This is a genomic window from Rhodanobacter caeni (assembly GCF_039523575.1).
Lineage (GTDB): Bacteria > Pseudomonadota > Gammaproteobacteria > Xanthomonadales > Rhodanobacteraceae > Rhodanobacter > Rhodanobacter caeni.
In genome coordinates, this window is sequence record NZ_BAAAFO010000001.1 from 125,858 (window position 1) to 152,253 (window position 26,396).

Here is a 26,396-nt window from a genome sequence, read left to right on the forward strand (position 1 = left end):
ATGTTTACCGGCATCATCCAATGCGTGGGCCGCATCGTGCGGCTCGAACCGCGCGGCGGCGACGTGCGGCTGCATGTCGATACCGCCGGGCTCGATCTCGGTGATGTGCAACTGGGCGATTCCATCGCCGTCTCCGGCGTCTGCCTCACCGCGGTTGCGCTGGAAGCGCGCGGTTTCGCGGCGGATGTCTCCAACGAGACGCTGTCGCTGACCTCGCTGGGCCAGTTGAAGGCCGGCGACGCGGTGAACCTGGAAAAGGCCTTGCGTCTGGCTGACCGTCTGGGCGGCCACATGGTGTCCGGCCACGTGGATGGGCTGGGCAAGGTGGTCTCGATCACGCCCGATGCGCGCTCCCAGCGCTGGACCTTCGACGTGCCGGCCAGCCTGTCGCGCTACATCGCCGCCAAGGGCTCGGTGTGCATCGACGGCACCAGCCTCACCGTCAACGAAGTGTCGGGCCATCGCTTCGGTGTCAACCTGATCCCGCACACGGTCGAGCACACCGCCTTCCACGCCCGCCGCGTGGGCGACGCGGTGAACATCGAGGTGGACGTGGTGGCGCGTTACATCGAGCGGCTGCTGTCCAGCGGCGAGACGCCGCGGCTGGATGAGGCGTTTCTCAAACGCCACGGCTTTGCCTGACCTTCATCCTCGTCATTCCAGCGAAAGCTGGAATCCAGCGGCTTCCGCTCGATGACAAAGGCACTGGATTCCAGCTTTCGCTGGAATGACGCTTTTTCGAATCCCGAATCCCGAATCCCGAATCCCGAATCCCGAATCCCGAGACCCACCCATGGCATTCGACACCATCCCCGACATCCTCGACGACATCCGCGCCGGCCGCATGGTCGTCATCGTCGACGACGAAGACCGCGAGAACGAGGGCGACCTGATCATGGCCGCCGAGAAAGTGCGCGCGGAGGACATCAACTTCATGGTGCGCGAGGCGCGCGGGCTGGTCTGCGTGACGCTCACCGAGCAGCGCACGCGGCAGCTGGGCCTCAAGCCCATGGTCAGCGACAACACCTCGGCGTACCACACCAACTTCACCGTCTCGATCGAGGCGGCCGAGGGCGTCACCACCGGCATCTCCGCGCACGACCGCGCGCGCACCATCCAGGTGGTCGCGCAGGCCGATGCGAAGCCGCAGGATTTGACCCAGCCCGGTCACATCTTCCCGCTCACCGCGCAGCCGGGCGGCGTGCTGAGTCGCGCCGGCCATACCGAGGCCGGCTGCGACCTGGCGGCGCTGGCGGGGCTGGAGCCGGCGGCGGTGCTGATCGAGATCCTGCACGAGGACGGCTCGATGGCGCGGCGGCCGGAGCTGGAGATATTCGCGCGCAAGCACGGGCTGAAGATCGGCTCGATCGCCGATCTTATCCGCCATCGCCTGGAAACCGAGAAGACCGTGCAGTGCGTGCACCAGGAAGACGTGCAGACCGAGTTCGGCCCCTTCCGCCTGCACGCGTACCGCGACCTGATCCGCAAGGGCCTGCATTTCGCCCTGGTGCGCGGCACGGTGGATGATGGCGCGCCGGTGCTCACGCGCGTGCACGTGCGCAACACCTTGTCCGACGTGCTGCACCTCAAGCGCGACGACCTCGGCATCACCGTCACCGAAGCCCTGCGCCGCATCGCCGACGAGGATCGCGGCGTGCTGCTGGTGCTGTCGGGCGACGACAGCCCCGAAGCCCTGCTGGCCGGCCTGCAACGCCAGCCGCAAACGGAGAACCGCCGCCGCGACACCCAGCAGGAGTGGCGCCAGCTGGGCCTTGGCGCGCAGATCCTGGCCGATCTCGGCGTGCGCCGCCTGCGCGTGCTCGGCACCCCGCGCAGGCTGGTCGGCCTGGGCGGCTTCGACCTGGAGGTCGTGGAGTACGTGTAGGAGCGCACCGTCCCGCCCTGCAACGGCCACCCCGTCACCGCATAATCGACCGTCGCCACCGAATCCCAGCCCATGTCCGAAACCCGCATCCGCCTGATCGCCCCTTCCGGCTATCCGCACGATCGTGCCGCCATGACGCGCGGCGTGGAACGGCTGCGGGCGGCCGGTTGCGTCGTGGACGCCCTGGACGTGCTCGACCGCGGCGAGCAGCGCTACGCCGGCAGCGACGCCCAGCGTGCGGCCGATATCAATGCGCTGGCCACACTGGATGCGCTGCCGGATATCGCGCTGGCCATCCGCGGCGGCTACGGTGCCACGCGGCTGCTGTCCGGCCTGCACTACGACGCCTTACGCGAGCGGCTGGGCGGCAGCAATGCAATGCTGGTCGGCTACAGCGATTTCACCGCGCTGCAGCTGGCGCTGCACGCAAGAAGCGGGCTGTGCACGTTCAGCGGCCCGATGCTGGGCGCGGATTTCGGCGCGGAAACCTTGAGCGATTTCACCTGGCGACACTTTTGGCAAACGGCACGCGCGCCAGCCAGCGAAGCGGCGTGGCCCACCAGCGTCGCGACGCAAATCGATGTCGAAGGCCCGCTGTGGGGTGGCAACCTGGCCGTGCTGTGCAGCCTGATCGGCACGCCGTATTTCCCCGCCATCGAGGGCGGCATCCTGTTCGTGGAGGACGTGGGCGAGCCGCCGTTCCGGATCGAGCGTCTGCTGTACCAGTTGCACCTGTCCGGCGTGCTGGGGCGGCAGCGCGCGCTGCTGCTGGGCGATTTCAGCCAGTGCCGCGCCAGCGCCTACGACAACGGCTACAGCCTGGAACACGGCTTCGCGCAGATCCGCGCCGTGTGCGGCATCCCGGTGATCGACGGCCTGCCCACCGGCCACGAACCGGACAAGTTCACGCTGCCGTTCGGCGCGCCGGCACGGCTGCGCGTGGGTGGCGGCGAGGCGCGGTTGAGTTTCAGCGGATACCCGCATTTGTCTCCGTAGCCGCTCCTCCCCCTGCTAGCAGGGGGAGGTTGGGAGGGGGTTCGCTTTTGACTTCAAGATCAAAAGCAACCCCTCCCCAACCCTCCCCTGCGAGCAGGGGAGGGAGCAGAGCGAGCAGGCCAACGTTCAAACCCGTAAAATGACCGGCCAGCACGGGCTGTGCCCACCCAAGGAATCCGCAGTGAAGATCATCGAAGGCGATTTCGCCACGCCCAAGGGCCGCTTTGTCATCGTCGCCGGCCGCTTCAACGGCTTTGTCGTCGAACCGCTGGTGGCCGGTGCGCGTGATGCGCTGGTGCGCCATGGCGTGGCGGACGACGCCATCGATCTGATTCGCGTGCCCGGCGCCTGGGAAATCGCCCTGGCCGCGCACAAGCTGGCCAACAGCGGAAAGTACACGGCGGTGATCGCGCTGGGCGCAGTGATTCGCGGTTCCACCCCGCACTTCGACTACGTGGCTGGCGAATGTGCCAAGGGCCTAGCGCAGGCGGCTTACGCGTCGGGCGTGCCGGTGGCGTTCGGCGTCCTCACCACCGACAGCATCGAGCAGGCGATCGAGCGCTCCGGCACCAAGGCCGGCAACAAGGGCGCGGATGCCGCCATGGCTGCGCTGGAAATGGCCAACCTGTACGGCAAGCTGGCATGAGCCAAGGCATCGACATGCAGGCGCGCTCGCGCGCCCGCCGCCGCGCGTTGCAGGCGCTGTACGCGTGGCAGTTGAGTGGCAGCCACATGAACGCGGTGATCGACCAGTTTCGCCACGAGCAGGACATGGAAGTGGCCGACCTGGAGTATTTCGAGGACCTGCTGCACGGCGTGGAGAAAAACGTCGACGCGCTCGACGAAAGCCTGCGCCCGCACATCGATCGTGAGGTCGCCCAGATCGATCCGATAGAACGCGCCGCGCTGCGCCTGGCGGCGTACGAGCTGAAATTCCGTCCCGACGTGCCCTACCGCGTGGTGATCAACGAAGCCATCGAAGTCACCAAGCGCTTCGGCGCCGACCACGGGCACAGCTACGTCAACGGCGTGCTGGACAAACTCGCCAGCGACCTGCGCGCGGTCGAGAAGCGCGGCTGACCCACCTGTAAGAGCGGCTTCAGCCGCGATGCTTTTGCGATTTCCGAATCCCGATTCCCGATTCCCGCAAAAGAGCATCGCGGCTGAAGCCGCTCCTACAAAAGAGCAAGAAGGGCTTTGATGGAATTCCGGCTGATCGATCGCATCCGCGAACTCACCGCCCAGCCACGCGACGACGTGCGCCTGGGCATCGGTGACGACGCCGCCGTGCTGGCCGTGCCGGCGGGGCAGGAGCTGGTGGTGGCCATCGACACCATGGTGGAAGGCACGCATTTCCTGCCCGGCACCACGCCCGCCGACCTGGGCTGGAAGGCGCTGGCCGTCAATCTCTCCGATCTTGCCGCGATGGGTGCCACGCCCGCCTGGGCCTTGCTGGCGCTGACCTTGCCGAAGGCCGACGCATCTTTCGTTGATGGTTTTGCCGAGGGCTTCGCGCAACTGGCGCAGCGACATCGGCTGGCCCTGGTCGGCGGCGACACCACCGGCGGGCCGCTGTGCATCAGCGTGGCCGTGCACGGCTTCGTGCCGCCGGGCCAGGCGTTGACCCGCGCCGGCGCGCAGGTGGGTGACGAGGTGCTGGTCACCGGCACGCTGGGCGATGCGCTGGCCGGCCTGTACGCCTTGCGCGAACCGCCGCATGACGACCGGCGACGCGCCGCCCTTCGCCAATCGCTGATCGAACGCTTGACCCGACCCGAGCCACGCGTGGCCGCCGGCATCGCCCTGCGTGGGCTGGCCAGCGCCTGCGTGGATATTTCCGACGGCTTGCTGGCGGACCTGGGCCATATCTGCGACGCCAGTGGCGTGGGCGCGGGACTGGAGGCGGCGCAACTGCCGCGCTCACCCGCGCTGCGCGAACTGCATGGCGAAGACAAATCCATCCAGTTGGCGCTCGGCGGCGGCGACAACTACGAACTCTGCTTCACCGTGCCGCCCGAGCGCCTGGCCGCCGCGCTGTCGGCGCTGGCCGAAACCGGTTGCCCCGTGACCCGCATCGGCCGCATCGTCGAGGGCCGCGATGTCCGCGTGCGCGCCGCCGACGGCGGCGCGCTGGCCGTCACCATGAAAGGCTGGGAGCATTTCGCATGAGCGCCAGGAAAACCCTCAGCCCCGACCAACGCCGCGCGCTGCTGGCCACCCCCGCCGGCTGGCTGGCCTGCGGCTTCGGCTCCGGCCTGGCGCCCATCGCCCAGGGCACGTTCGGATCGCTGGCGGCGCTGCTGCCGTGGCTGCTGTTGCGCGAACTGCCGCTGCCGCTGTACGTGGTGATCCTGCTGTCTGGTTTCGCGGTGGGCGTGTGGGCGTGCAACGTGGCCAGCCGCGCACTCGGCGTGGCCGATCACCGCAGCCTCGTGTGGGATGAATTCATCGGTCAGTGGATGGCATTGCTGCCGCTGCTGGTGCTGCCCGCGCCGTGGTGGGCGGTCGTGCTCGGCTTCGGGCTGTTTCGCCTGTTCGACGTGTGGAAGCCGTGGCCGATCCGCTGGCTGGATCGGCGCGTGAAGGGCGGCATGGGTGTGATGATCGACGACGTGGTGGCTGGCGTGTTCGCCGCGGTCGTGCTGGCGCTGGGGCTGCTTTTCCTGAGCTGAGGACGGGCCACGTTTTGGCGCGTCGGTTACGCGGGCGTGTTCTGCAGCACGATGCGATAGCGCGCCTTGCCGTCGGCGAGATGATGCAGCGCCTGGTTGACCTGGCTCATCGGGAACATCTCCACCTGCGGGCGGATGTCGTGGCGGGCGGCGAAATCCAGCATGCGGGCAATGTCTACCGGCGAGCCGGTGGGTGAGCCGGAGATGTCGCGCTGCCGGCCGATCAGGCTGAACGCGGGCACCGGGATCGGTTCCAGCACGGCACCGACCACGTGCATGCGGCCCTTGGGCGCCAGGGTGTTGAGCAGGGCGTTCCAGTCCATCGGCACGTTGACGGTGACCAGCAGCAGGTCGAGCGAGCCGGCGATCGCCGCGATCGCTTCGGCATCGCGGCTGGCGACCACATGATGCGCGCCGAAGCCGCGCGCCTCGTCCGCCTTGGCCGCGGTGGAGGTGAATGCGGTGACCTCGCAACCCCACGCCGCCGCGAATTTCACCGCCATGTGGCCAAGCCCGCCGATGCCAATCACGCCGACCCGCGCGGTCGGCTTGATGTCGTAGGCGAGGAACGGTTTCAGCACGGTGATGCCGCCACACAACAGCGGGCCGGCGCTGGCCAGGTCGATGCCCTCGGGCAGCGGAATCGTCCAGGCCCAGTGCGCGCGCAGCTTGTCGGCGAAGCCGCCGTGGTGGCCGCCGATGGTCGCCACCGACTCCGCGCACAGGTGGTGGTCGCCGGACAGACACTGGTGGCAGTGCATGCAGCTGTCCGCGGTCCAACCGATGCCGACGCGCTGGCCGATCGACAAGCCTTTCGCCTGCGCGCCCAACGCCACGACCCGGCCGACCACCTCGTGACCGGGGATGAACGGGTAGCGTGCGTTGCCCCACTCGTTGTTGATCATCGACAGGTCGGAGTGGCAGATGCCGCAGTAGTCGACGGCCACCTCGACCTCCTCGACGCCCAGCTCGCCCACGTCGAACGTAGCGCGCTCCAGCGGTTGGCCGGCGGCGCTGGCGGCCCAGCCCGTGATCGAGGACATGGCGAACTCCTGTGATGGGGAAAACCGGAGATTACGCCGTTGCGTCATGGGCGTGGATGAAGATGCCGGCAAGCTTTCGACACTGCCGCGGCGTCAACCGCCTCGCGCGGATCTTCATGAGTTCGTCCGGCCAATCCACGTAGGCTGCACCGATCACCACGTCGAGGATCAGCCATGACCATCGCCACGATGCCCGCCGCCTTCATCGGTCACGGCAGCCCGATGAACGCCCTCGAACGCAATCGCTACACGGAAACCTGGCACGTATTTGGCGCGTCGGTACCGAGGCCGCGGGCGATCCTGATCGTGTCGGCGCATTGGTATGTCAACGCCACGGCGGTGACGGCGATGGCGCGGCCGAAGACGATCCACGATTTCTACGGCTTTCCGCAGGCGCTGTTCGAGGTCGACTACCCCGCGCCCGGATTGCCCGAGCTGGCGGAGGAGGTGGCCGAGGTGGCGAAGCCCGACTACGTGGGCGCGGATGCGGACAGCTGGGGCCTGGACCACGGCACCTGGTCAGTGCTCGTGCATGCGTTTCCGGATGCCGATGTGCCGGTGGTGCAGTTGTCGATCAACGCCGCCGAGCCGGCGCGCTATCACCTGGAGCTGGGCAGTCGGCTGGCGGCGCTGCGCGAGCGCGGCGTGCTGTTGATGGGCAGCGGCAACGTGGTGCACAACCTGCGCGCGATGGACGGCCGTTCGCCGGAGCTGGGTTTCGACTGGGTGCGGCCGTTCAGCGAGGAGGCGATCACCGTGATGACGCAGCGCCCCGCGGAGGCGGCGCAGCTGGTGTCGCATCGCGATTTCAGCCGCGTGGCGCCCACGCCGGAGCACTTCCTGCCGCTGCTCTACATCGCCGGGTTCGCCGCGGCTACCGGGGAGATGCCGAAGGTGCTGGTCGATGGCTACGCCTATGGCTCGCTGTCGATGACCTCGTTCGGGGTCGGCGTGCCGTGTCCGCCCGCGGCGACGGACCTGCCGGGAGCATCGCCGCTGGGCAGCAAGGCGCCGTCCGACGGCACGAATATCTAGCAGCGCGGTCGGTGCGGATTCCGGGGAGCCGCAGGCATATTCCGGCGTCCCCGGTTGTCGCGTATGTTCCGCAGGACGCGTGATCATCGATCATCGACAGGGGGACAACCGATGCATGCTGCTGACCATTCCGGGCCCGGAGCTTTGCCGGGGCCGGTTCACGGGCGGACGGAAAAGCCGCCGCAAGCTTTCCGCTGGCCGCGCCGCGTGCTCATGGTTCTGCCGCTGTTGCTGCTGGCCGGCTGCGACTATCCGATGGCGTCGCAGAAGGAGGTCGATGTTTGCGCGCTGGCCCTGGAGGCGGCGACGTCGGCGCTGCACGGCACGCCTGTCACCGAAGGTGGCCCGGGTACCTGCCAGTTCCAGGTCGAGGGAGAGGATGGCGATGGCGGGCGTATCCAGGTCGGGGTGCTCACGCGTGCCGCGGTGGGCGGGTCGGGCAAGCTCGATCAGTCATTGCGGTTGACCCTGGCCGAGGCGGCGCAGACGTACGGAAACGGCGGATCGCCCGAGTTCGGCGATCTGGCCGAACTGGCGATGGCCTTCGGCACCGATCCGTCCGCATCCCCCAGGCAGGTGGTGGTGGCGGGGCGGGGAGTGATGCTGGAGGTCTTCATCGGCGCCGAGACGGAACTCAGCCATGACGAGGTCGTGGCGCTGACGCAAGCGCTGTGGGCGCAGGTGGCCGCGTACAAGTGACGGCCGCCTGACCTGCCAGCGTTGGTCGCCGATCGGCCCGAGGTTTCTCGCGCCGCTCATGGCGGCTGAGGTAATGTCGGCGGTCCGTCGGCCGCGGTCAGCCCGTGGCCGCCATCCCATCCGATCCGTGGAGATACGCCCATGCAATACCGTCGCCTTGGCAAATCCGGCCTGCAGCTTTCCGCGTTGTCGTTTGGCGCGTGGGTGACGTTCGGGCAGCAGGTGGATCGCACGCAGGCGCGCGAGATGCTGGCGCTGGCGCATGCGCACGGGGTGAATTTCTTCGACAACGCCGAGATCTACAACCACGGCGTGGCCGAGGAGGTCATGGGCGACGTGCTGGCCGACCTGCGTTTTCCGCGTGACAGCTACTGTGTGTCCAGCAAGGTGTTTTTCGGCTCCGCCAAGAACCCGTTGCCGACTCAGCGCGGGCTGTCGCGCAAGCATGTGATCGAGGCCTGCCACCAGGCGATGCAGCGGCTGCGGGTGGATTACCTGGACCTGTATTTCTGCCATCGCGCCGATCCGGAAACGCCGATGGAGGAAACCGTGGCGGCGATGGATACGCTGGTCCGCCAGGGCAAGGTGCTGTACTGGGGCACCAGCGAATGGTCGGCCCAGAACATCCACGAGGCGCATCGGGTGGCGCGCGAGAACCACATGTACGCGCCGGTGATGGAGCAGCCCGAATACAACCTGCTGCACCGCGAACGGGTCGAGGTGGAGTACGCGCCGCTGTACGAGGCCTACGGCATGGGCACCACGATCTGGTCGCCGCTGGCCTCGGGCCTGCTCAGCGGCAAGTACAACAACGGCGTGCCGCCGGATTCGCGCCTCGCACAGGCCGGCTACGAGTGGCTGCGCGACAGCGTGCTGGGCGAGGGGCTGGAAAAGCGCATCGGCAAGGTGCGCGCGCTGAAGACGATCGCCGACGACCTGGGCGTGAGCCAGGTGCAGCTGGCGTTGGCCTGGTGCCTGCTGAACCCGCACGTGTCCACCGTGATGCTGGGCGCCAGCCGGCTGGAGCAACTGGAGCAGAACCTCGGCGCGATGGACGTGCTGCCACGGCTGGATGCGGCCGTCGCGCAGCGGATCGAGAAAGCGATGGCCGGCTGAACCGGCAAGCCGCAAGCGCGGGGCTGGCGCGGTTGACAGGTTAATGAGAATCATTATCATCTTTGGACCGTCGCCGCGCTGGAGTTTCCGATGTCGCCTTCGTCCCTGCTGCTGTCGTCCCCCGCCGCTTCCCTCGCGGAATCGCGCCGGCGCCCCCTGTCGATGACCACCCACGCCGTCCGGCGGGTCAACAGCCTCGCGCTGCTCGATGGCGCGCGTGAGCTGGTGATCCAGCACCAGGGCAACGAGTACCACCTGCGCCTCACCCGCAACGACAAGTTGATCCTCACCAAGTAACGCGCCTGTCCGCGCGATTGCGGTCGCGTCCTTTCCACGCCTCAGCCAGTGCACACGCGCCAGCCGGGCCACCTCGGGGTGATCCATGTCTGGCCGTCCATTTTCCATGCTGTCGTGCCTGGGCCATGCCCTTGCGCCGAGCCCGATCGCCCGCCGCTGGCGGCGGATGGCGCCGGCAGCCCTGCTGCACCGGCTGCCGACGCTGGGCTGCGTGCTGTACATGCCCGGCACCGACACGGGCGTGGAGCCCTTGCACCGCTGCCTGCTCGGTTCCCGCGAGCTGGCGCCGCTCTTTTGTACGCACTGGCTGGCGGAAGCAGGCGAGGTGACCACGGACGGCCCGCGCGAGTGGATCGAATGCGTGGACGCCCGCGGCGTCATCCGGGCGCGCCTGCACCTATTGCCGGACACGGATTATCTGGCCTGGGATCGCCTGCTGGCGGCGGGCGAAGCCGTGCCCGTCGCCGCGCCGTGGCGCGCGTCGTGCCGATTCCGGCCGGCCAGCGCCCGGCTGTGCGGTTTTCGCTGGCGGCCGCTGGCGTGTTTCCAGGTATTCGACGCCTGCCCCGCACCCGTCGTGTCACTGGCAGGACAGCGGGTGGCCGCGCAGGTGGCGCGGGCGGAGGCGTTGCCGTTGCAGCGGGTGGCGAGGGTTTAGAAGAGCGCCCTCATCCGCCTTCGGCACCTTCTCCCGCGAAGCGGGAGAAGGGAACGGCAAAAGCTCGCTGCGCATGTCCCATGACGCGGTCAGGCGAGACGCTCCCTTCCCCCGCTTGCGGGGGAAGGTGCCGAAGGCGGATGGGGGCGCTCTTGGTTGTCCGCCTGTCCGCCACATTGTCCGCGGACACCGGAACTTTCCCACAGCCGTACCCCAACTGACTGATTGGTAAGCCGAATCAGCGCCCGCACTTGCTGGCACACCGCTTGCAATCATCCCTTCGCAGCCGCGCTGTCCGCGGTCGGGAAGGGCAAGATGATTCGTGACACCTCCGCGCAAGACCGCATGGTCGAAGTCAAACCCGATCGTCGGCGACGGTGGATGCTGGCGGTCGGCGGCATCGCCGTGCTGGGCCTGCTGGCGTGGCTGGCGCCGGGTATCGGGCGCATGTTTTCCGCGTCGGCGTCGGTCAGCGCCTCGCGACTGTCGTTTGCCACGGTGGAGCGCGGCCCCTTCGTGCGCGACATCGCCGCGGAGGGCAAGGTGGTGGCCGCGGTCAGCCCCACGCTGTACGCCACCTCCGGCGGCGCGGTGACCCTCAAGGTGCACGCGGGCGACACGGTGAAGCAGGGCCAGGTGCTGGCCACCATCGTGAGCCCCGAGCTGACCAACAAGCTGGCGCAGGAGCAGAGCAACGCCGACGCGATGGAAGTTGAATACCAGCGCGCCCAGATCGACGCGCGCAAACAGCGCGGCGAACTGCAGAAGGCGTACGACAACGCCAAGATCGACGAGCAGGCCGCCGAGCGCGACCTCGATCGCAACGTGAAGGCGTTCGGCAAGGGCGCCGTGCCGGGCATGGACGTGGACCGCGCCAAGGACGCGCTGCACAAGGCGCAGATCACCCTGCAGCACGCCAAGGCCGACCTGGGCATGGACAACGCCAGCCTCAACTTCGACATCCAGTCGAAGAAGCTGGCGCACGAACGCCAGCTGCTGCTGGTGAAGGATCTGCAGCGCCAGGTCGACGACCTCGACGTGAAATCGCCGGTGGATGGCCAGGTCGGCCAGCTGTTCATCGCCGAACGCGCCACCGTGGCCAAGGACGCGCAGTTGCTGAGCGTGATCGACCTCTCCGCGCTGCAGGTGGAAATGCAGGTGCCGGAAAGCTTCGCCCGCGACCTGGGCATCGGCATGGCCGGCGAGATCAGCGGCAACGGCCATACCTGGAAGGGCCTGGTGAGCGCGATTTCGCCCGAGGTGGTCAACGGCCAGGTGGCCGCGCGGCTGCGCTTTGCCGGCGACACGCCCAAGCAGTTGCGGCAAAACCAGCGCCTGTCCGTGCGCGTGCTGCTGGACAAGCGCGACAACGTGCTGACCGTGCAGCGCGGCTCGTTCGTGGACGAATCCGGCGGCAGCTACGCCTACGTGGTGCGCGACGACATCGCCACCAAGACCCCGATCCGCGTGGGCGCCTCCAGCATCGACAAGGTGGAGATCCTCGATGGCCTGAAGGAAGGCGACCGCATCGTGATCTCCGGCACCGACAGCTTCAAGGGCGCGACGACCGTGGCCATAAGCAACTGACGATTTTCTCCCTCCCCTGCTCGCAGGGGAGGGCTGGGGAGGGGTAAAGCCCTTGCTCTCAAGGTCAAAAGCGTTACCCCTCCCAACCTCCCCCTGCAAGCAGGGGGAGGGGCCAAACAACCACACCACTGAGGGATGACACCCATGCTGAAAATGACCCACCTGTCCAAGGTCTACCGCACCGAAGTGGTGGAGACCTACGCGCTGCGCGATTTCAACATCGACGTGAGGGAGGGCGAGTTCGTGGCGGTCACCGGGCCGTCCGGTTCGGGCAAGACCACCTTTCTCACCATCGCCGGTTTGCTGGAAACCTTCTCCGGTGGCGAATACCACCTGGACGGCATCGAGGTGAGCAACCTCAACGACAACGCCCGCTCGAAGATCCGCAACGAGAAGATCGGCTTCATCTTCCAGGCGTTCAACCTGATCCCCGACCTCAACGTGTTCGACAACATCGAGGTGCCATTGCGCTACCGCGGCATGAAGGCGGCCGAGCGCAAGCAGCGCATCATGGAGTCGCTGGAGCGCGTGGGCCTGGCCTCGCGTGCCAGGCACTACCCGGCCGAACTCTCCGGCGGCCAGCAGCAGCGCGTGGCGATCGCCCGCGCCCTGGCCGGCTCGCCGCGCCTGCTGCTGGCGGACGAACCCACCGGCAACCTCGACACGCAGATGGCGCGCGGCGTGATGGAGCTGCTGGAAGACATCCACCGCGAAGGGGCCACCATCGTGATGGTCACGCACGACCCCGAACTGGCTGCCCGCGCCCAGCGCAACGTGCACATCATCGACGGCCAGGTGGTCGACCTGTCCGAAGACCCGCGCTTCCACCCCGCCCAGGTCGCCACTGGCGAAGCCCGCGGCTGAAAGGGCAGGGAATGGGGAGTCGGGAATAGGGAATCGTTGAGAGCAAATGCTCGCGAGACCGCCGCTTTTCCATTGCCCATTCCCGATTTCCCACTCCTGGAACCCGCGCATGTTCGCCTACTACTTCCAACTCGGTCTTCGCAGCCTGCGCCGCAACCCGGCGCTGACGGCGTTGATGGTGATGGCGGTCGGTTTTGGCGTGGCGGCGTCGATGACCACGTATGCAGTCTTTCGTGCGGTGTCCGGCAACCCGATTCCTGGCAAATCCGCGCAATTGTTCACGCCGCTGGTGGACAACTGGGGGCCGCAGCAAAACCTCCAGGGCGAGCCGCCGGATGCATTGGACTACGTGGATGCCATGGCGCTGATGCGCGCGCAGCAAGCGAAGCGCCAGACCCTGTTGTACCAGGTGCAGATGTCGGTGTTGCCGGGCGGTGATCGTGATCTGCCTGTTCCGGCGAACGGTTACGCCGTCTACGGCGATTTCTTCGCGATGTTCGACGTGCCGTTCCAGTATGGCAGTGGCTGGAGCGCCCAGGATGACGAGGCGCGCAGTTCCGACGTGGTGATCAGCGCGCAGCTCAACCAGAAACTGTTCGGCGGCGTGAACAGCGTGGGCCGCACGGTCAACTTCAGCGGCCACGACTATCGCGTGGTGGGGGTGACGCGACCGTGGGACCCCAAGCCACGCTTTTTCGACCTGTTCAATACCACCGGCTTCAAGGATGCCTCGGATTTCTACATGCCGTTCACTCGCGCACAGGACCTGCAGATGCGCAGCAATGGCGGCAACAGCTGTCGGGGCAGCTTGACCTTTACCGGTTGGGAAGACTATCGGCAGAGCAACTGCGTGTGGATCACCGCGTGGGTGGAACTGGACAGCGCCGCCGCCGTGGCGCGCTACCGGCGTTTTCTCGAAGGGTATGCCGGCGATCAGCAAAAGGCCGGGCGCTTTGCGTGGTCCCCCAACGTGCGGTTGTACGACGTGATGCAGTGGCTCGACGTCCGCCGGGTGGTGCCACCGGAAAGCCGTATCTCGCTGTTGGTGGCGCTGGGCTTCTTCGTGATCTGCCTGGTCAACACCGTCGGTCTGTTGCTGGCCAAGTTCCTGCGCCGTGCCGGGGAGATTGGCGTGCGTCGCGCGTTGGGAGCGTCGCGTCGCGAAATCTACGCGCAATATTTGATTGAGGCGGGCACGGTCGGTCTGGCCGGCGGCGTGCTGGGGCTGCTCCTGACCGCAGCCGGCGTGGCCGGCGTCGGCGTGCTGTTTCCGCCGCAGATCGCAAAGCTGGCGCAACTCGACATGTCGCTGGTGGGGTTGACCTTGCTGGTGGCGATCATCGCCACCGTACTGGCGGCGTTCTACCCGGCCTGGCGCGCGGCGCGCGTGCAGCCGGCGTGGCAATTGAAGAGCAACTGAGGGATGACGATGAGCCTTCAGATCAAACCTATCCTGGTCGCGCTGCGGCGGCACAAGGCAGGCACCTTGCTGATCGCGGTGCAGATCGCGCTGACCCTGGCGATCGTCTGCAATGCGTTGTTCATCATCCATCAGCGTCTGGCCACCCTGTCCGAACGCAGCGGCGTGGACGAGGCCAACGTGTTCGTGATCGCCAACCAGTGGGCGGTCGACTGGACAACCCAGCAGATCGACGCCCAGGTACGAGCCGACATGGTCGCGCTGCGCCAGTTGCCCAGCGTGCGCAATGCCGCCCCGTCCACCGGTTATCCGCTGCAGGGTGGCGGCTGGGACAACTTCATCACGATGACGCTCGACCAGATCAAGCCCACCACCGACTCGGCGGTGTACATGGGTGACGAACACCTGCTCGATACGCTGGGCTTGCGGTTGGTCGCGGGGCGAAATTTCCGCTCCGACGAGGTGCTCGTGATGGGCACCCAGCAGGCGCTTGTTCCGCCGCAGGTGATCGTGAGCAAGGCGTTGGCCCATCGGCTTTTCCCCGACGGCTCGGCATTGGGCAAAAGCTTTTACGCGATGGGTGCCTCGCCCAGCACCATCGTCGGCATCGTCGATCCGCTTCACCGGCAGGGTGCGTCGCCATGGGACAAGCTGCACGCCGGGCAGTCGCTGATATGGCCGGCACGACCGGACGACGCGCGCGGCGTGTTCTACATCGTGCGCGCCAAACCGGGCCAGCTTGCTGCTGCGATGCGGGAGGCACCCAAGGCGCTGTACGCGCAGAGCCGCCTGCGCATCATCGACCCGAAGGACGGCATCCAGGATTACGCGCAGATCCGCCACCGTGTCTTCGACAGCGACCGCGGCATGGCCATCCTGATGGGCATCATCAGCGCGGTGCTGCTGGCGATCACCGCTGCCGGCATCGTGGGGCTCACCAGTTTCTGGGTCGGCCAGCGGCGCAAGCAGATTGGCATACGCCGCGCACTCGGCGCGACGCGGCGCGACATTCTGGGCTACTTCCTCACGGAAAACCTGCTGATCGGTATCGGTAGCGTGGCGGTCGGCACGGTGTTGGCGGTCGGCATCAATCTGTGGATGGTGGCGCGCTTCGAAATGGACCGGATGTCGCTGGCCTATGTGGTCGTCGGGGTGATCGTGTTGCTGCTGTTGGGGCAGGGCGCGGTACTGGCGCCGGCGCTGCGTGCCTCGCGCGTGTCGCCGGTGGAGGCGACGCGGAGTGTGTGAGTTCCCGCTTCCTCCCTGCATGGCAGGGGGAAGACAAACCTCGGAGTGAACGTAATGTTTGCCTACTACCTCGAACTGGCCCTGCGCAGCCTCAGGCGAAGCCCCGGCCTCACCGTGTTGATGGTGCTGGCGATCGGCTTTGGCGTCGCCGCGTCGATGACGACGTACTCGGTGTTTCGCGCCGTTTCCGGTGACCCGATCCCGTGGAAGTCGTCGCGGCTGTTCGTGCCGCAGATCGACAACTGGGGGCCGAAGAAGAGCCGCGACGGCGATGACGAGCCGCCGAGCGCCATGAGCTATCTCGACGCCACCACGCTGATGCGCGACCACCGCGCCAAGCGGCAGTCGGCGATGTACCAGATCTCGCCCTCGGTGGTGCCGGCACAGGCCGGCAAGCATCCGCTCAACGTCAGCGGGCACGCGGTGTATGGCGAGTTTTTCCCGATGCTGGACGTGCCGTTTCTCTACGGCGCCGGCTGGAGCGCGCAGGACGATGCGCAGCGTGCGGCGGTGGCGGTGATCAGCAGCAAGCTCAACGAGAAGCTGTTCGGCAATGTCGACAGCGTGGGCCGCACGGTGAACATCGATGGGCGGGATTACCGCGTGGTCGGCGTGCTCGATCACTGGAATCCGCAGCCGCGCTTCTACGACGTGACCAACACCGGCGGCTTCAGCGAGAGCGACGAGGACATCTTCGTGCCGTTCGAGCGCGCGATCTCGGTGGGCCTGCCCAACAACGGCAACACCAACTGCAACGCCACGCCGAAGGAGTCCGGCTTCGTGGGGCTGCAGCATTCGGAATGCGTGTGGATCGCCTACATGGCCGAGCTGGACGATGCGGCGGCGGTCGACGCCTATCGCCAGTACCTGGACGCCTATGCGAAAAACCAGCAGCAGGCCGGCCGTTTCGGCTGGGCGCCCAACAACCGCCTGCGCAACCTGCCCGACTACCTGGAGCAGCAGCAGGTGGTGCCGCGCGACACCAAGGTGTCGCTGCTGGTGGCGCTGGGCCTGCTGCTGGTGTGCCTGGTGAACACGGTGGGTTTGCTGCTGGCCAAGTTCCTGCGCCGCGCTGGCGAGATCGGCGTGCGCCGCGCGCTGGGTGCGCCGCGCAAGGCGATCTACCTGCAGTTTCTCACCGAGGCCGGCATGGTCGGCGCGGCCGGTGGCGTGCTGGGCCTGCTGCTGACCGGGGTGGGCGTGGCCAGTGTGGGCCTGGTGCTGCCCAAGAGCATTTCCGACCTGGCCCGGCTCGACCTGTCGCTGCTGGCGATCACGCTGCTGGTGGCCGTGCTGGCGACCTTGCTGGCCGGGCTTTACCCCACCTTCCGTGCGTCGCGCGTGCAGCCCGCGTGGCAGTTGAAGTCGAATTGATGAGCGGCGCCATGACGTTTCCTGCCGCGCAAATCCGGTTGTTCCAGCTCGTCATCCCGGCGAAAGCCGGGATCCAGCGACTTCCGCCTTCCGGTGCCGAGGCACTGGATCCCGGCTTTCGCCGGGATGACGAACCACAGCGCAAGGAACCACAACGATGACACTCCATCCCATCCTCGCCGCATTGCGCAAGCACAAGGCCGGTGTCGTGCTGATCGCCCTGCAGATCGCGTTGACCCTGGCGATTGTCTGCAATGCAGTATTCATCATCGGCCAGCGCATCGAGCGGGTGAACCGTCCGACCGGGCTGGACGAGAGCAACCTGTTCCTGGTCACCCAGCAGTGGGTGGGCGCGCCCGGCGAGGACGTGGCCGGCGGCGTGGACAAGCTCGACGCCATGCAGCTGGAAGATCTCGCCGCACTGCGCCAGCTGCCCGACGTGGTATCGGTGGCGCCGGTCAACTCGCTGCCGCTGCTCGACTCGTCGTGGAACGGCGCCATCGCCAGCAAGCCCGGGGATGCGCAGATCCGCGGCAAGAGCGTTACCCGCACCACGTACTACTTCAGCGACGACGAGCTGCTGCCCACGCTGGGCCTGCGCCTGGTGGCCGGGCGCGCGTTCAATGCCGGCGACGTGCAGCACCAGGGCTTTCGCGACCAGCGCGATCCGGACATCGCGATCCTTACAAAGGCGCTGGCGGAGAAGTTGTTCCCCGAGGGTGCGGTGGGCAAGGCGGTCTACCTCAACGGCAGCGACAAGCCGGTCACCGTGGTCGGCGTGGTGGAGCGCATGCAGGTGCCCTATGCCGGTGGCGGCGACGAGGTGGCATGGAACTCCACCCTGATACCTGCCCGCCTCGACGCCAACTTTTCGCGCTACGCGGTGCGCACAAAGCCGGGTCGGCTGGACGAGGTGATGCGCGCGGTGACGCCGGCGCTGTACAAGGTCAATCCGATGCGCGTGCTCGATGACGACAGCGTGCGCTCGTTCACCGACATTCGCGCCACTGCCTACCGCGCCGACCTGGGCATGGCGATCCTGATGGGCGTGGTGTGCCTGATCCTGCTGTGCGTCACCGCCGCCGGCATCGTGGGGCTCACCAGCTTCTGGGTCGGCCAGCGGCACCGGCAGATCGGCGTGCGGCGCGCGCTGGGCGCACGCAAGATCGACATCCTGCGCTACTTCCAGATCGAGAACCTGCTGATCGCGGGCAGCGGCGTGGTGATCGGCGTGTTGCTGGCGGTGGGCCTTAACCAGTGGCTGATGAGCCACTACGAGATGACCCGCATCCCCGTGCTGTACGTGCTCACCGGCGTGCTGGCAATGCTGGCCATCGGCCAGGCCGCGGTGTTCGTGCCGGCACGGCGCGCGTCGAACGTGGCGCCCGTGGTGGCCACCCGCGCGGTGTAGCTTTTTTTCTCCCTCCCCTGCGCTGCAGGGGAGGGCTGGGGAGGGGTGCTTTTGCTTTTCGCGGCAAAAAGCACCCTCTCCCAACCTCCCCCTGCAAGCAGGGGGAGGAGCCATCAACAGAGTGAGCGGAATGTTTGCCTACTACCTCGACCTCGCCCTGCGCAGCCTCAAACGCAACAAGGCGCTCACCGTGCTGATGGTGCTGGCGATCGCGCTGGGCATCGGTGCCAGCATGACCACGCTGACGGTGCTGCACGTGTTGTCCGGCGATCCGCTGCCGGGGCGCAGCGGCACGTTGTATTACCCGCAGATCGACCCGCGCGACGACAGTGGCCAGATGCCGGGCGAGCAGCCGCCGGAGCAGGTCACCCTGATCGACGGGCTCAACCTGCTGCGCGCGAAACGGGCCGACCACCAGGCGCTGATGGCCGGCGGCTACGTGCCGGTGCAGTCGGACTCGGCGGCGGTCGATCCGTTCTACACGGAGGCGCGTTTCACCACCGCCGATTTCTTCCCCATGTTCGGCACGCGGTTTCGCTACGGCCGCGGCTGGAACGCTGATGACGACGAGGCCAAGACACGCGACGTGGTGATCAACAGCCAGCTCAACGGCAGGCTGTTCGGCGGAGCCGACAGCGTGGGTCGCACCTTGCGCATCGCCGACACCCGTTTCCGCATCGTGGGCGTGCTCGACGATTGGGCACCCAACCCGCATTTCTACGATCTCAACACCGGCTCCTTCGGCCGCACCGAGCAGGTGTTCGTGCCGCTGCAGACGGCGATGAACCTGAAGCTGGAGCGCCACGGCTCCAACGACTGCTGGGGCCGGGGCACCGGCGGCAACGGCCGCATCTATCCCGGGGACACCTGCGTGTGGCTGCAGTTCTGGGTGCAGCTGGACAGCCCGGCCAAGGCGGCCGCCTACGAGCGCTTCCTGGTGCATTACTCGCAGGAACAGAAGGCGCTGGGCCGGTTCGTGCGGCCCCCGAACGTGCGCCTGCGCAACCTGATGCAGTGGCTGGCCTACCAGCGCGTGGTGCCGGACGACGTGCGGCTGCAGGCCGCGCTGGCGTTCGGCTTCCTGCTGGTGTGCCTGATCAACACCGTGGGGCTGATGCTGGCCAAGTTCATGCGCCGCGCCGCCGACCTGGGCGTGCGGCGCGCGCTGGGCGCATCCAAGCGGGCGCTGTTCGCCCAGTTGCTGGTGGAGTCCGGCGTGGTCGGCGTGGTCGGTGGCGCGGGCGGCCTGCTGCTGGCGGGCCTGGGCTTGTGGGCGGTGCGGCAGCGCCCGTCCAGCTATGCCGCGCTGGCGCACCTGGACGGCGCGATGCTGCTGGTCACGTTCCTGCTGGCGCTGGCGTCCACGTTGCTGGCCGGGATGTTGCCGGCCTGGCGCGCCTGCCAGGTGCCGCCGGCCCTCCAACTGAAAAGCAACTGAGGGCAGCATCATGGAACTGCGACCGATTCTCTCCACGTTGCGGCGGCACAAGACCACCGCGTGGCTGCTGGTGCTGGAAATTGCGCTGACCTGCGCCATCGTCTGCAACGCGGTGTTCATGATCAACCATCGCCTCGACCACATGCAGATGCCCACCGGCATCGACGAGCACGGCCTGGTGCAGATCCAGGTGGCCGAGGTGGCGCCGCTGCCGGACGTCTACGCGCGCGCGCGGGAGGATCTGGCGGTGATCCGGCAGGTGCCTGGTGTGCGTGCCGTCACCCTGGTCAGCCAGTTGCCGCTGACGCCCTCCTCGTCGAACGCCAACGTCATGCTGGACCCCATGCAGCGCACGCCATCGCTCAACGCCGGCACGTATTTCGGCCTGGATCTGGTCCAGACGATGGGCCTGCGCCTGGTGGCGGGCCGCGACCTGCGGCCGGAGGAGGTGCTCGATGCCGACGTCGCGCTGAAGCTGGTGGCCGCCGGCCAGACCGACGCCTTCGCGCCGGTGACGGTGGTCACCCAGGCCATGGCGCAACGGCTGTGGCCGGGCGCCAACCCGCTGGGCAAGGTGCTCTACCTGGGCCCGATCAGCGTGCGGGTGGTCGGCGTGGTGGCGGAACTGGCGCGTGCCAATGCCTACGACGACGCCACCGCGCAGTACTCGATGATCCTGCCCATGTTCATGGGCGCCGGCAAAGACCAGAGCTACCTCATCCGCACCCGTCCGCAGGATCGCCAGGCCGTGCTGAAGGCCGCCGTGGCCGCGCTGAAAAAGGCCGACTCGCGACGCGTGGTCACTACCCAGCGCACCTATGACGAGGTGCGCGAGAAGTTCTTCGAGAACGATCGCTCCATGGCGGGCATCCTGGTCGGCGCGATCGCCGCGCTGCTGATCGTCACCGCGCTGGGCATCGTGGGCCTGGCCAGCTTCTGGGTGGCACAACGGCGCCGCACCATCGGCGTGCGCCGTGCGCTGGGCGCCACCCGCCGCAACATCCTCAATTACTTCCTCACCGAGAACTTCCTGCTGGCCACCATCGGCATCGCGCTGGGCATGGTGCTGGCCTACGGCATCAACCTGTTTCTGATGACGCGCTACGAATTGCCGCGGTTGCCGGCCGTCTATTTCCCGGTAGGCGCGGTGGCGTTGTGGATGATCGGCCAACTGGCCGTGCTGGGCCCGGCCCTGCGCGCGGCCGCGGTGCCGCCGGTGGTGGCCACGCGATCAGTGTGACTTTTTATCTCCCTCCCCTGCTTGCAGGGGAGGGCTGGGGAGGGGTGCTTTTGCTCCTGGCCGAAAAGCACCCCCCCCTCCCGACCTCCCCCTGCAAGCAGGGGGAGGAGCCAGCAACGGAGCTTCCCCATGTTCACCTACTACCTCGATCTCGCCCTGCGCAGCCTGAAGCGCAACAAGGTGCTTACGGCGCTGATGGTGCTGGCTATCGCGGTTGGCATTGGTGCCAGCATGACCACGCTCACCCTGGTGCACCTGTTGTCCGGCGACCCCATACCGGGCAAGAGCAGCGTGCTTTATTTTCCCCAGGTCGATCCCGAGAATCCCGCGCCCCCGTATCACATGGAGCCCTATCCCGCGATGGACTACCGCTCCGCCATGGACCTGTGGAGCGCGCATCGCGCCGACCGCCAGGCCATCATCACCAGCAGTTCGGTGAAAGTGCGCGCGCGCGACACCGGCCGGCCGCCATTGATCCTGGGCATGCTGTCGACCAGTGCGGATTTCTTCCCGATGTTCGAGGTGCCATTCCAGTACGGCGCCGGCTGGAGTGCGCAGGACGACGCGCGCCGCGCCCGCGTGGCGGTCATCTCCCATGACCTGAACGACAAGCTGTTCGGTGGCGAAGACAGCGTGGGCCGCACGTTGCGGGTGCGCGACACCGACGTGCGCATTGTCGGCGTGCTCAAGCCGTGGCGGCCCACGCCGCTGTTCTACGACCCGTGGGTCCGGAATTTCAGCAAGACGGAAGATGTGTTTCTTCCCTTTTCCAGCAGCATGGAAATCAACCAGGGCAACTTCCAGGTCTTTACCTGCTGGCATGTGCCCGACGACACGCGCCATCTGCAGAACGCCGATTGCGTGTGGGTATGGCTGTGGGCGGAGCTGGACAGCCCGGCCAAGGTGGCGTCCTACACGCGATTCGTGACCGATTACGCCGAGCAGCAGAAGGCGATCGGGCGATTCGCGACGGGCAAGGAGCATGTCCGCGTGCGCGATGTGATGACGATGCTGACCGAGCGCGGCATGGTGCCTGGCGACGTGCGCCTGCAAGCATGGCTGGCTTTGGCCTTTCTCCTCATCTGCCTGTTCAACGCGGTGGGTCTGCTGCTGGCGAAATTCCTGCGCCGCAGCGGCGAGATCGGTGTGCGCCGCGCGCTCGGTGCAAGCCGCCGTGCGATCTTCGCGCAGTGCCTGGTGGAGGCCGGCGTGATTGGCTTGCTGGGCGGGTTCTTCGGCTGGCTGCTGACCTTGGCGGGTTTGTGGCTGGTACGGCAGCAACCGGTGGATTACGCCCATCTCGCGCATCTGGACACGGGCATGTTCCTGGCCACCTTCGTCATGGCGGTAGCGGCGAGCCTGTTGGCCGGCGTGTTGCCCGCACTGCGCGCCAGCCGCGTGGTGCCCGCCTGGCAACTCAAGGCCCTTTAGTGCGCTATCCCTGCGCGTGAAAGCGGCCATCCGTGGCCGCACTCCTCACAAGAGCACTCGAACTGGACATCGCGATGCAGATTCGACCCATACTTGCCGCCTTGCGCCGCCACCGGCTTGCCACGCTGCTGATCGCCATGGAGATCGCGCTGGCGTGCGCCGTGCTGTGCAACGCATGTTTCCTGGTGGCGCAACGCTGGAACCTGATCCGCATCGACAGCGGCGTGGACGAAAGCGCGCTGGCCGTGCTGAGCGTCAACGGCTTCGAAGCCAGCCAGGCGGCCGACGTCAATGCGCGCATGCTGGCGGGCTTGCGCGGCATTGCCGGCATGCAGTCGGTCAGCCTGATCAACCAGGTGCCATTCGGACCGCAGGCCGGCGCGGCCGGCATTTCGCGCGATCCGGGCAGCTTCAAGAACAAGATTGGCGTGGTGGACTTCGTGCTGGGTGGGCCGGGCACCTACGAGGCCCTGGGGTTGAAGCTGGTCGAGGGCCGCTTGCCGCAAGCCGACGATTACCGTGCCGCCACCACGTTTGCGCCGCCGGATGCGCAGGTGCTGGTAAGCCGTGCGCTGGCGGATCACGCCTGGCCGGGGGAAAGCCCGCTGGGCAAGGAATTCTGGTGCGACAAGCTGCATTTCCGCGTGATCGGCGTCGTCGATCACCTGGCGCGCGCGCACCCCCATGACTGGGGTCCGCAGGCGGTGGAATGGACAGTGTTCACTCCGGTGCTCCCCGGAGGTTCGTTGGCGGGCACGTATCTGCTGCGGGCGAATCCGGCGGATTTGCCGCGCGTGCTGCACGAGGCGCGTGACGCGGTGGCGAAGATCGCGCCGGACGTGGTGCTGGATCAGGAGAACAGCCGCACCATCGGCGAGCTACGCGCGGATTACTTCAAGTCCGACCGCATCATGATCGACCTCTTGATCGGCGTGATCGTCACCATGCTCGGCGTCACCGCCCTGGGCATCGTCGGCCTGGCCAGCTTCTGGGTGCAGCAACGGCGCCGCCAGATCGGTATCCGCCGCGCCATTGGCGCCACCCGCGGCGACATCCTGCATTACTTCCAGACCGAGAATTTCCTCATCGTCACCGGCGGCATCGTGCTGGGCATGGTGCTGGCGTACGGGCTGAACCTGCTGTTGATGAGCCAGTACGAATTGCCGCGCCTGCCGCTGTTCTATCTCCCGATCGGTGCGCTGGTGTTGTGGGGCCTGGGGCAGCTGGCGGTGCTGGGCCCGGCGCTGCGCGCGGCCGCGGTGCCGCCGGTGGTGGCGACGCGCAGCGGGTGAGCCGGGTTGGCGAACCTGGCCATCGCCGCAGCGGCGGCACGCGCCGATGGCCTTCCAGTTTCAGCGATGTTTTTCCAACATGGAGTTTCGATGAGTACCTACCGTACCGTTTTCTGTTGCGTGGCCGCCGTCGCCCTTGGCGTGGCGATGCGTGATGCATCGTCCGCACCGCTGGCCGCGGCTTCTTCAGCGCCGGCATCGTCGTCGTCCAGCGCCGCGCCAAGGATGATGTCGCGCGACGAGGTCACCCGCATCATCGACAACACGCGAAAGATCGTTTCCCCCAATGGCGTCGACGAGCGCCTCAAGCTGCGCATCGGCGGCATCGACCAGTGGGTGTCGATCCGCGGGCGCGACCGCCGCAATCCGATCCTGCTGGTCCTGCATGGTGGCCCGGCGTCGGTGGTGATGCCGGTCAGCTACACCTTCCAGTCGGGCTGGGAGGACTACTTCACCGTGGTGCAATGGGACCAGCGCGGCGCCGGCAAGACCTACGCCGCCAACACCGAGGCGCAGATGTCGCCGGGCATGACCGCGGCCGGTATGACGGATGACGCCGCCCAGCTCGTCCAGTACCTGCGCAGGCACTACGGCAAGCGGAAAATCTTCCTGCTCGGCCATTCCTGGGGCACCGTGCTGGGCACGCGGCTGGCCCGGCAGCACCCGGACTGGTTCCATGCCTATATCGGCGTTGGCCAGGTGGTGAACATGCTGCGGAACGAGGAGATCGGCTTTGCCTATGCACTGCGCGAGGCCAAGGCCGATCACAACGAGCAGGCCATACGCGAGCTCGAAGCGATGATGCCGTATCCCGGGACACCGCCCATGACCATCGGCCGCATCGCCACGCGCAGCAAGTGGGAAACCTATTACGGCGGGGTTGCCCATGGCCGCCGCGACTTTTCGTTCTACGCCGATGCCGAGGAGCTCTCGCCCGACTACAGCCAGACCGAGCTCGAGGCGATCGGCAAGGGCAGCGCGTACACGTTCAGGCATCTGCTGCAGCCGCTGTTCGATATCGATCTCGACAACACCACGCGCTTCGAATGCCCGGTGATCCTGTTCGTCGGCCAGCACGACTACACCACCTCGCACGAGCTGGCCGAGCAATGGTTCGACCGCGTCCAGGCACCGTCGAAACGCCTGGTGCTGTTCGCCGATTCCGCCCACATGCCCATGCTGGAACAACCGGGCCGGTTCCTGGTGCACCTGGTGACGGACGTCCTGCCGTTTGCGCAGAAGGCGGGCGACGCGGCACCGGTGGAGATCACGCGCGGCCATTGATCGTTGCCGCCGTGTTGTCGTGTGGCGAAGCGGTCGCCGTGAATCGGGCAAGACCCAGGGAGTGGATGGATGATTCGATACAGCCTTGAACTGGCCCTGCACGGGCTGCGGCGGTCGCCCAAAAGCACGCTGCTGGCGGTGGTGACGGTGGCATTGGGCTTGGCGGCCAGCATGACCACGCTGGCGCTGCTGCATATGCTGTCGGCCGATCCGCTGCCTGGACGAAGCCAGCACCTGTACCTGGCGTGGGTGGATACGGTGCAGGCGAAGCCGGACAACTATGCGTCATTGAACGGCGTGACGGTGGAGAACTACAAGCGCATCAAGATGGCTGACGCACAGGCGTTGTTGCAGGCGCATCGGGCGGTGCGGCAGACAGCGCTGGCCGGACTGGGGGCGGAGGTGTCGATGGTGGACGGCGGACATCTGCAACGGGACCAGTTGTTGCTGGGTACCACCAGCGAGTTCATGCCGATGATGGGGCTGGCGTTGCGTTACGGGCGGAACTGGAGCGCGGCAGAAGATGCGGCCCGGGCACCGGTGGCGGTGATCGACGTGGAACTGGCGAAAAAGCTTTTCGGCACCGGAAATGCGGTCGGGCGGAGCATTCGACTGGACAAGGCGGTGTTTCGGGTGATTGGCGTCAGCACCCCTTTTTCGCCCAGCCCGCACTTCTATGACCTGGACCGCTGGGTGTTCAGCGCGACGCACCGCGAGAGCGTATTCCTGCCCTATGCCGCTGCGCTGGACGCGGGCATCAAGTTGACCGGTGCGGACGAATGCGATGCGACCGCCACCCGAAAATCCCTGTTCGATCATGATCCGGCGCACTGCGGTTGGCTGAGCTACTGGGTCGAGCTGGATACGCCAGCCCAGGTGGCGGATTTTCGCGCGTACCTCTCGCGTTACGCGCGCGAGCAACACCAGCTGTCGGGTTCGCCCAGGCCGGCAGCGTCGCGGCTTTTCAGCGTGAGCGAATGGTTGACCCGGCAGAACGTGGTGCCGGACAACGTGCGTCTCAACGTGTGGTTGGCCGGGTCGTTCCTGCTGCTGTGCATGGCGAATGTGGCGGGGCTGCTGACCGCCAGATTTCTGCATCGCAGCAGCGAGATCGGGATACGCAGGGCCCTCGGCGCGCCGCGCCGCGCCATCTTCGCGCAGCACGTACTGGAGGCGGCGGCCGTGAGCGTGCTTGGCGGGGTATTGGCGTGGCCGTTGACCCTGCTGGGGTTGTGGATTCTGCGCAAGCAGGAACAGGGGTTCACTGATATGGCGCGACTCGATCCGGTGATGTTTGGTGGCTTGTTCGCGCTGGCGCTGGCGGTAGGTCTGCTGGTGGGTCTGTTGCCGGCATGGCGTGCCTCGACGGTGGAGCCCGGCCTGCAGGTCAAGAGCGCCTAGGAGGC

General features: G+C 67.1%; 26 protein-coding genes. 25 read left to right on the forward strand and 1 reads right to left on the reverse strand.

Annotated elements, in window-relative coordinates; all coding sequences use genetic code 11:
- From ABD017_RS00580 to ABD017_RS00610, 7 genes are all read left to right on the forward strand, one after another.
- A complete protein-coding gene (locus tag ABD017_RS00580; RefSeq protein ID WP_343879158.1) occupies positions 1 to 642 on the forward strand; it encodes a riboflavin synthase in 642 nt (213 codons plus the stop codon).
- A 151-nt stretch (positions 643 to 793) separates the two neighbouring features.
- Complete coding sequence (gene ribB / locus ABD017_RS00585; protein WP_343879160.1) at positions 794 to 1,885, forward strand: 3,4-dihydroxy-2-butanone-4-phosphate synthase; 1,092 nt, start codon at positions 794 to 796, stop codon at positions 1,883 to 1,885.
- Between the two features lie 72 nt (positions 1,886 to 1,957).
- Entirely contained in the window at positions 1,958 to 2,881 is a 924-nt protein-coding gene (gene ldcA, locus ABD017_RS00590; RefSeq protein WP_343879162.1) for a muramoyltetrapeptide carboxypeptidase, read from the forward strand.
- Positions 2,882 to 3,020: 139 nt separating this feature from the next.
- A complete protein-coding gene (ribH, locus tag ABD017_RS00595; protein WP_343879169.1) occupies positions 3,021 to 3,527 on the forward strand; it encodes a 6,7-dimethyl-8-ribityllumazine synthase in 507 nt (168 codons plus the stop codon).
- Complete coding sequence (gene nusB, locus ABD017_RS00600; protein WP_343879171.1) at positions 3,524 to 3,961, forward strand: transcription antitermination factor NusB; 438 nt, start codon at positions 3,524 to 3,526, stop codon at positions 3,959 to 3,961. The genes ribH and nusB overlap by 4 nt, the downstream gene beginning before the upstream one ends.
- 120 nt (positions 3,962 to 4,081) lie before the next feature.
- A complete protein-coding gene (gene thiL, locus ABD017_RS00605) occupies positions 4,082 to 5,050 on the forward strand; it encodes a thiamine-phosphate kinase (RefSeq protein ID WP_343879173.1) in 969 nt (322 codons plus the stop codon).
- Complete coding sequence (locus ABD017_RS00610; RefSeq protein ID WP_343879175.1) at positions 5,047 to 5,553, forward strand: phosphatidylglycerophosphatase A family protein; 507 nt, start codon at positions 5,047 to 5,049, stop codon at positions 5,551 to 5,553. The genes thiL and ABD017_RS00610 overlap by 4 nt, the downstream gene beginning before the upstream one ends.
- A 26-nt stretch (positions 5,554 to 5,579) precedes the next feature.
- On the opposite strand, the gene ahr is transcribed toward ABD017_RS00610, so the two are convergent.
- On the reverse strand, positions 5,580 to 6,596 hold the full coding sequence (gene ahr, locus ABD017_RS00615; RefSeq protein WP_343879177.1) for an NADPH-dependent aldehyde reductase Ahr: 1,017 nt from the start codon (positions 6,594 to 6,596) through the stop codon (positions 5,580 to 5,582).
- Positions 6,597 to 6,770: 174 nt separating this feature from the next.
- On the opposite strand from ahr, the gene ygiD reads away from it, so the two are divergent.
- From ygiD to ABD017_RS00705, 18 genes are all read left to right on the forward strand, one after another.
- Complete coding sequence (gene ygiD, locus ABD017_RS00620; protein ID WP_343879179.1) at positions 6,771 to 7,631, forward strand: 4,5-DOPA-extradiol-dioxygenase; 861 nt, start codon at positions 6,771 to 6,773, stop codon at positions 7,629 to 7,631.
- A 213-nt stretch (positions 7,632 to 7,844) separates the two neighbouring features.
- Positions 7,845 to 8,330, forward strand: coding sequence for a hypothetical protein (locus ABD017_RS00625; protein ID WP_343879181.1), 486 nt, complete (start codon positions 7,845 to 7,847; stop codon positions 8,328 to 8,330).
- Between the two features lie 141 nt (positions 8,331 to 8,471).
- On the forward strand, positions 8,472 to 9,446 hold the full coding sequence (locus ABD017_RS00630) for a potassium channel beta subunit family protein (protein ID WP_343879183.1): 975 nt from the start codon (positions 8,472 to 8,474) through the stop codon (positions 9,444 to 9,446).
- 90 nt (positions 9,447 to 9,536) lie between these two features.
- A complete protein-coding gene (hemP, locus tag ABD017_RS00635; protein WP_343879185.1) occupies positions 9,537 to 9,743 on the forward strand; it encodes a hemin uptake protein HemP in 207 nt (68 codons plus the stop codon).
- An 85-nt stretch (positions 9,744 to 9,828) separates the two neighbouring features.
- Positions 9,829 to 10,401 (forward strand): hypothetical protein, encoded by a 573-nt coding sequence (locus ABD017_RS00640; protein WP_343879187.1) that lies wholly within the window; start codon positions 9,829 to 9,831, stop codon positions 10,399 to 10,401.
- A 315-nt stretch (positions 10,402 to 10,716) separates the two neighbouring features.
- A complete protein-coding gene (locus ABD017_RS00645) occupies positions 10,717 to 11,988 on the forward strand; it encodes an efflux RND transporter periplasmic adaptor subunit (protein WP_343879189.1) in 1,272 nt (423 codons plus the stop codon).
- A gap of 144 nt (positions 11,989 to 12,132) precedes the next feature.
- Positions 12,133 to 12,852, forward strand: coding sequence for an ABC transporter ATP-binding protein (locus tag ABD017_RS00650; protein ID WP_343879191.1), 720 nt, complete (start codon positions 12,133 to 12,135; stop codon positions 12,850 to 12,852).
- A gap of 109 nt (positions 12,853 to 12,961) precedes the next feature.
- Entirely contained in the window at positions 12,962 to 14,272 is a 1,311-nt protein-coding gene (locus ABD017_RS00655) for an ABC transporter permease (RefSeq protein ID WP_343879193.1), read from the forward strand.
- Positions 14,273 to 14,281: 9 nt separating this feature from the next.
- Positions 14,282 to 15,520: an ABC transporter permease gene (locus ABD017_RS00660; RefSeq protein ID WP_343879195.1), complete on the forward strand. Its 1,239-nt coding sequence runs from the start codon at positions 14,282 to 14,284 to the stop codon at positions 15,518 to 15,520.
- Between the two features lie 54 nt (positions 15,521 to 15,574).
- Positions 15,575 to 16,894 (forward strand): ABC transporter permease, encoded by a 1,320-nt coding sequence (locus ABD017_RS00665; RefSeq protein ID WP_343879197.1) that lies wholly within the window; start codon positions 15,575 to 15,577, stop codon positions 16,892 to 16,894.
- On the forward strand, positions 16,894 to 17,055 hold the full coding sequence (locus tag ABD017_RS00670) for a hypothetical protein (RefSeq protein WP_343879199.1): 162 nt from the start codon (positions 16,894 to 16,896) through the stop codon (positions 17,053 to 17,055). The genes ABD017_RS00665 and ABD017_RS00670 overlap by 1 nt, the downstream gene beginning before the upstream one ends.
- The gene (locus ABD017_RS00675) at positions 17,052 to 18,305 is read left to right on the forward strand and encodes an ABC transporter permease (protein WP_343879201.1); all 1,254 of its coding nucleotides are present in this window, start codon (positions 17,052 to 17,054) and stop codon (positions 18,303 to 18,305) included. Before ABD017_RS00670 ends, ABD017_RS00675 begins: the two co-directional genes overlap by 4 nt.
- Before the next feature lie 130 nt (positions 18,306 to 18,435).
- The gene (locus tag ABD017_RS00680) at positions 18,436 to 19,743 is read left to right on the forward strand and encodes an ABC transporter permease (protein ID WP_343880605.1); all 1,308 of its coding nucleotides are present in this window, start codon (positions 18,436 to 18,438) and stop codon (positions 19,741 to 19,743) included.
- Between the two features lie 10 nt (positions 19,744 to 19,753).
- Complete coding sequence (locus tag ABD017_RS00685) at positions 19,754 to 20,983, forward strand: ABC transporter permease (RefSeq protein ID WP_343879203.1); 1,230 nt, start codon at positions 19,754 to 19,756, stop codon at positions 20,981 to 20,983.
- A 129-nt stretch (positions 20,984 to 21,112) separates the two neighbouring features.
- Positions 21,113 to 22,414: an ABC transporter permease gene (locus ABD017_RS00690; protein WP_343879205.1), complete on the forward strand. Its 1,302-nt coding sequence runs from the start codon at positions 21,113 to 21,115 to the stop codon at positions 22,412 to 22,414.
- 74 nt (positions 22,415 to 22,488) lie between these two features.
- On the forward strand, positions 22,489 to 23,706 hold the full coding sequence (locus ABD017_RS00695) for an ABC transporter permease (RefSeq protein ID WP_343879207.1): 1,218 nt from the start codon (positions 22,489 to 22,491) through the stop codon (positions 23,704 to 23,706).
- 90 nt (positions 23,707 to 23,796) lie between these two features.
- Positions 23,797 to 24,990 (forward strand): alpha/beta fold hydrolase, encoded by a 1,194-nt coding sequence (locus ABD017_RS00700; protein ID WP_343879209.1) that lies wholly within the window; start codon positions 23,797 to 23,799, stop codon positions 24,988 to 24,990.
- Positions 24,991 to 25,059: 69 nt separating this feature from the next.
- Positions 25,060 to 26,391: an ABC transporter permease gene (locus tag ABD017_RS00705; protein ID WP_343879211.1), complete on the forward strand. Its 1,332-nt coding sequence runs from the start codon at positions 25,060 to 25,062 to the stop codon at positions 26,389 to 26,391.
- Positions 26,392 to 26,396 lie beyond the last annotated feature (5 nt).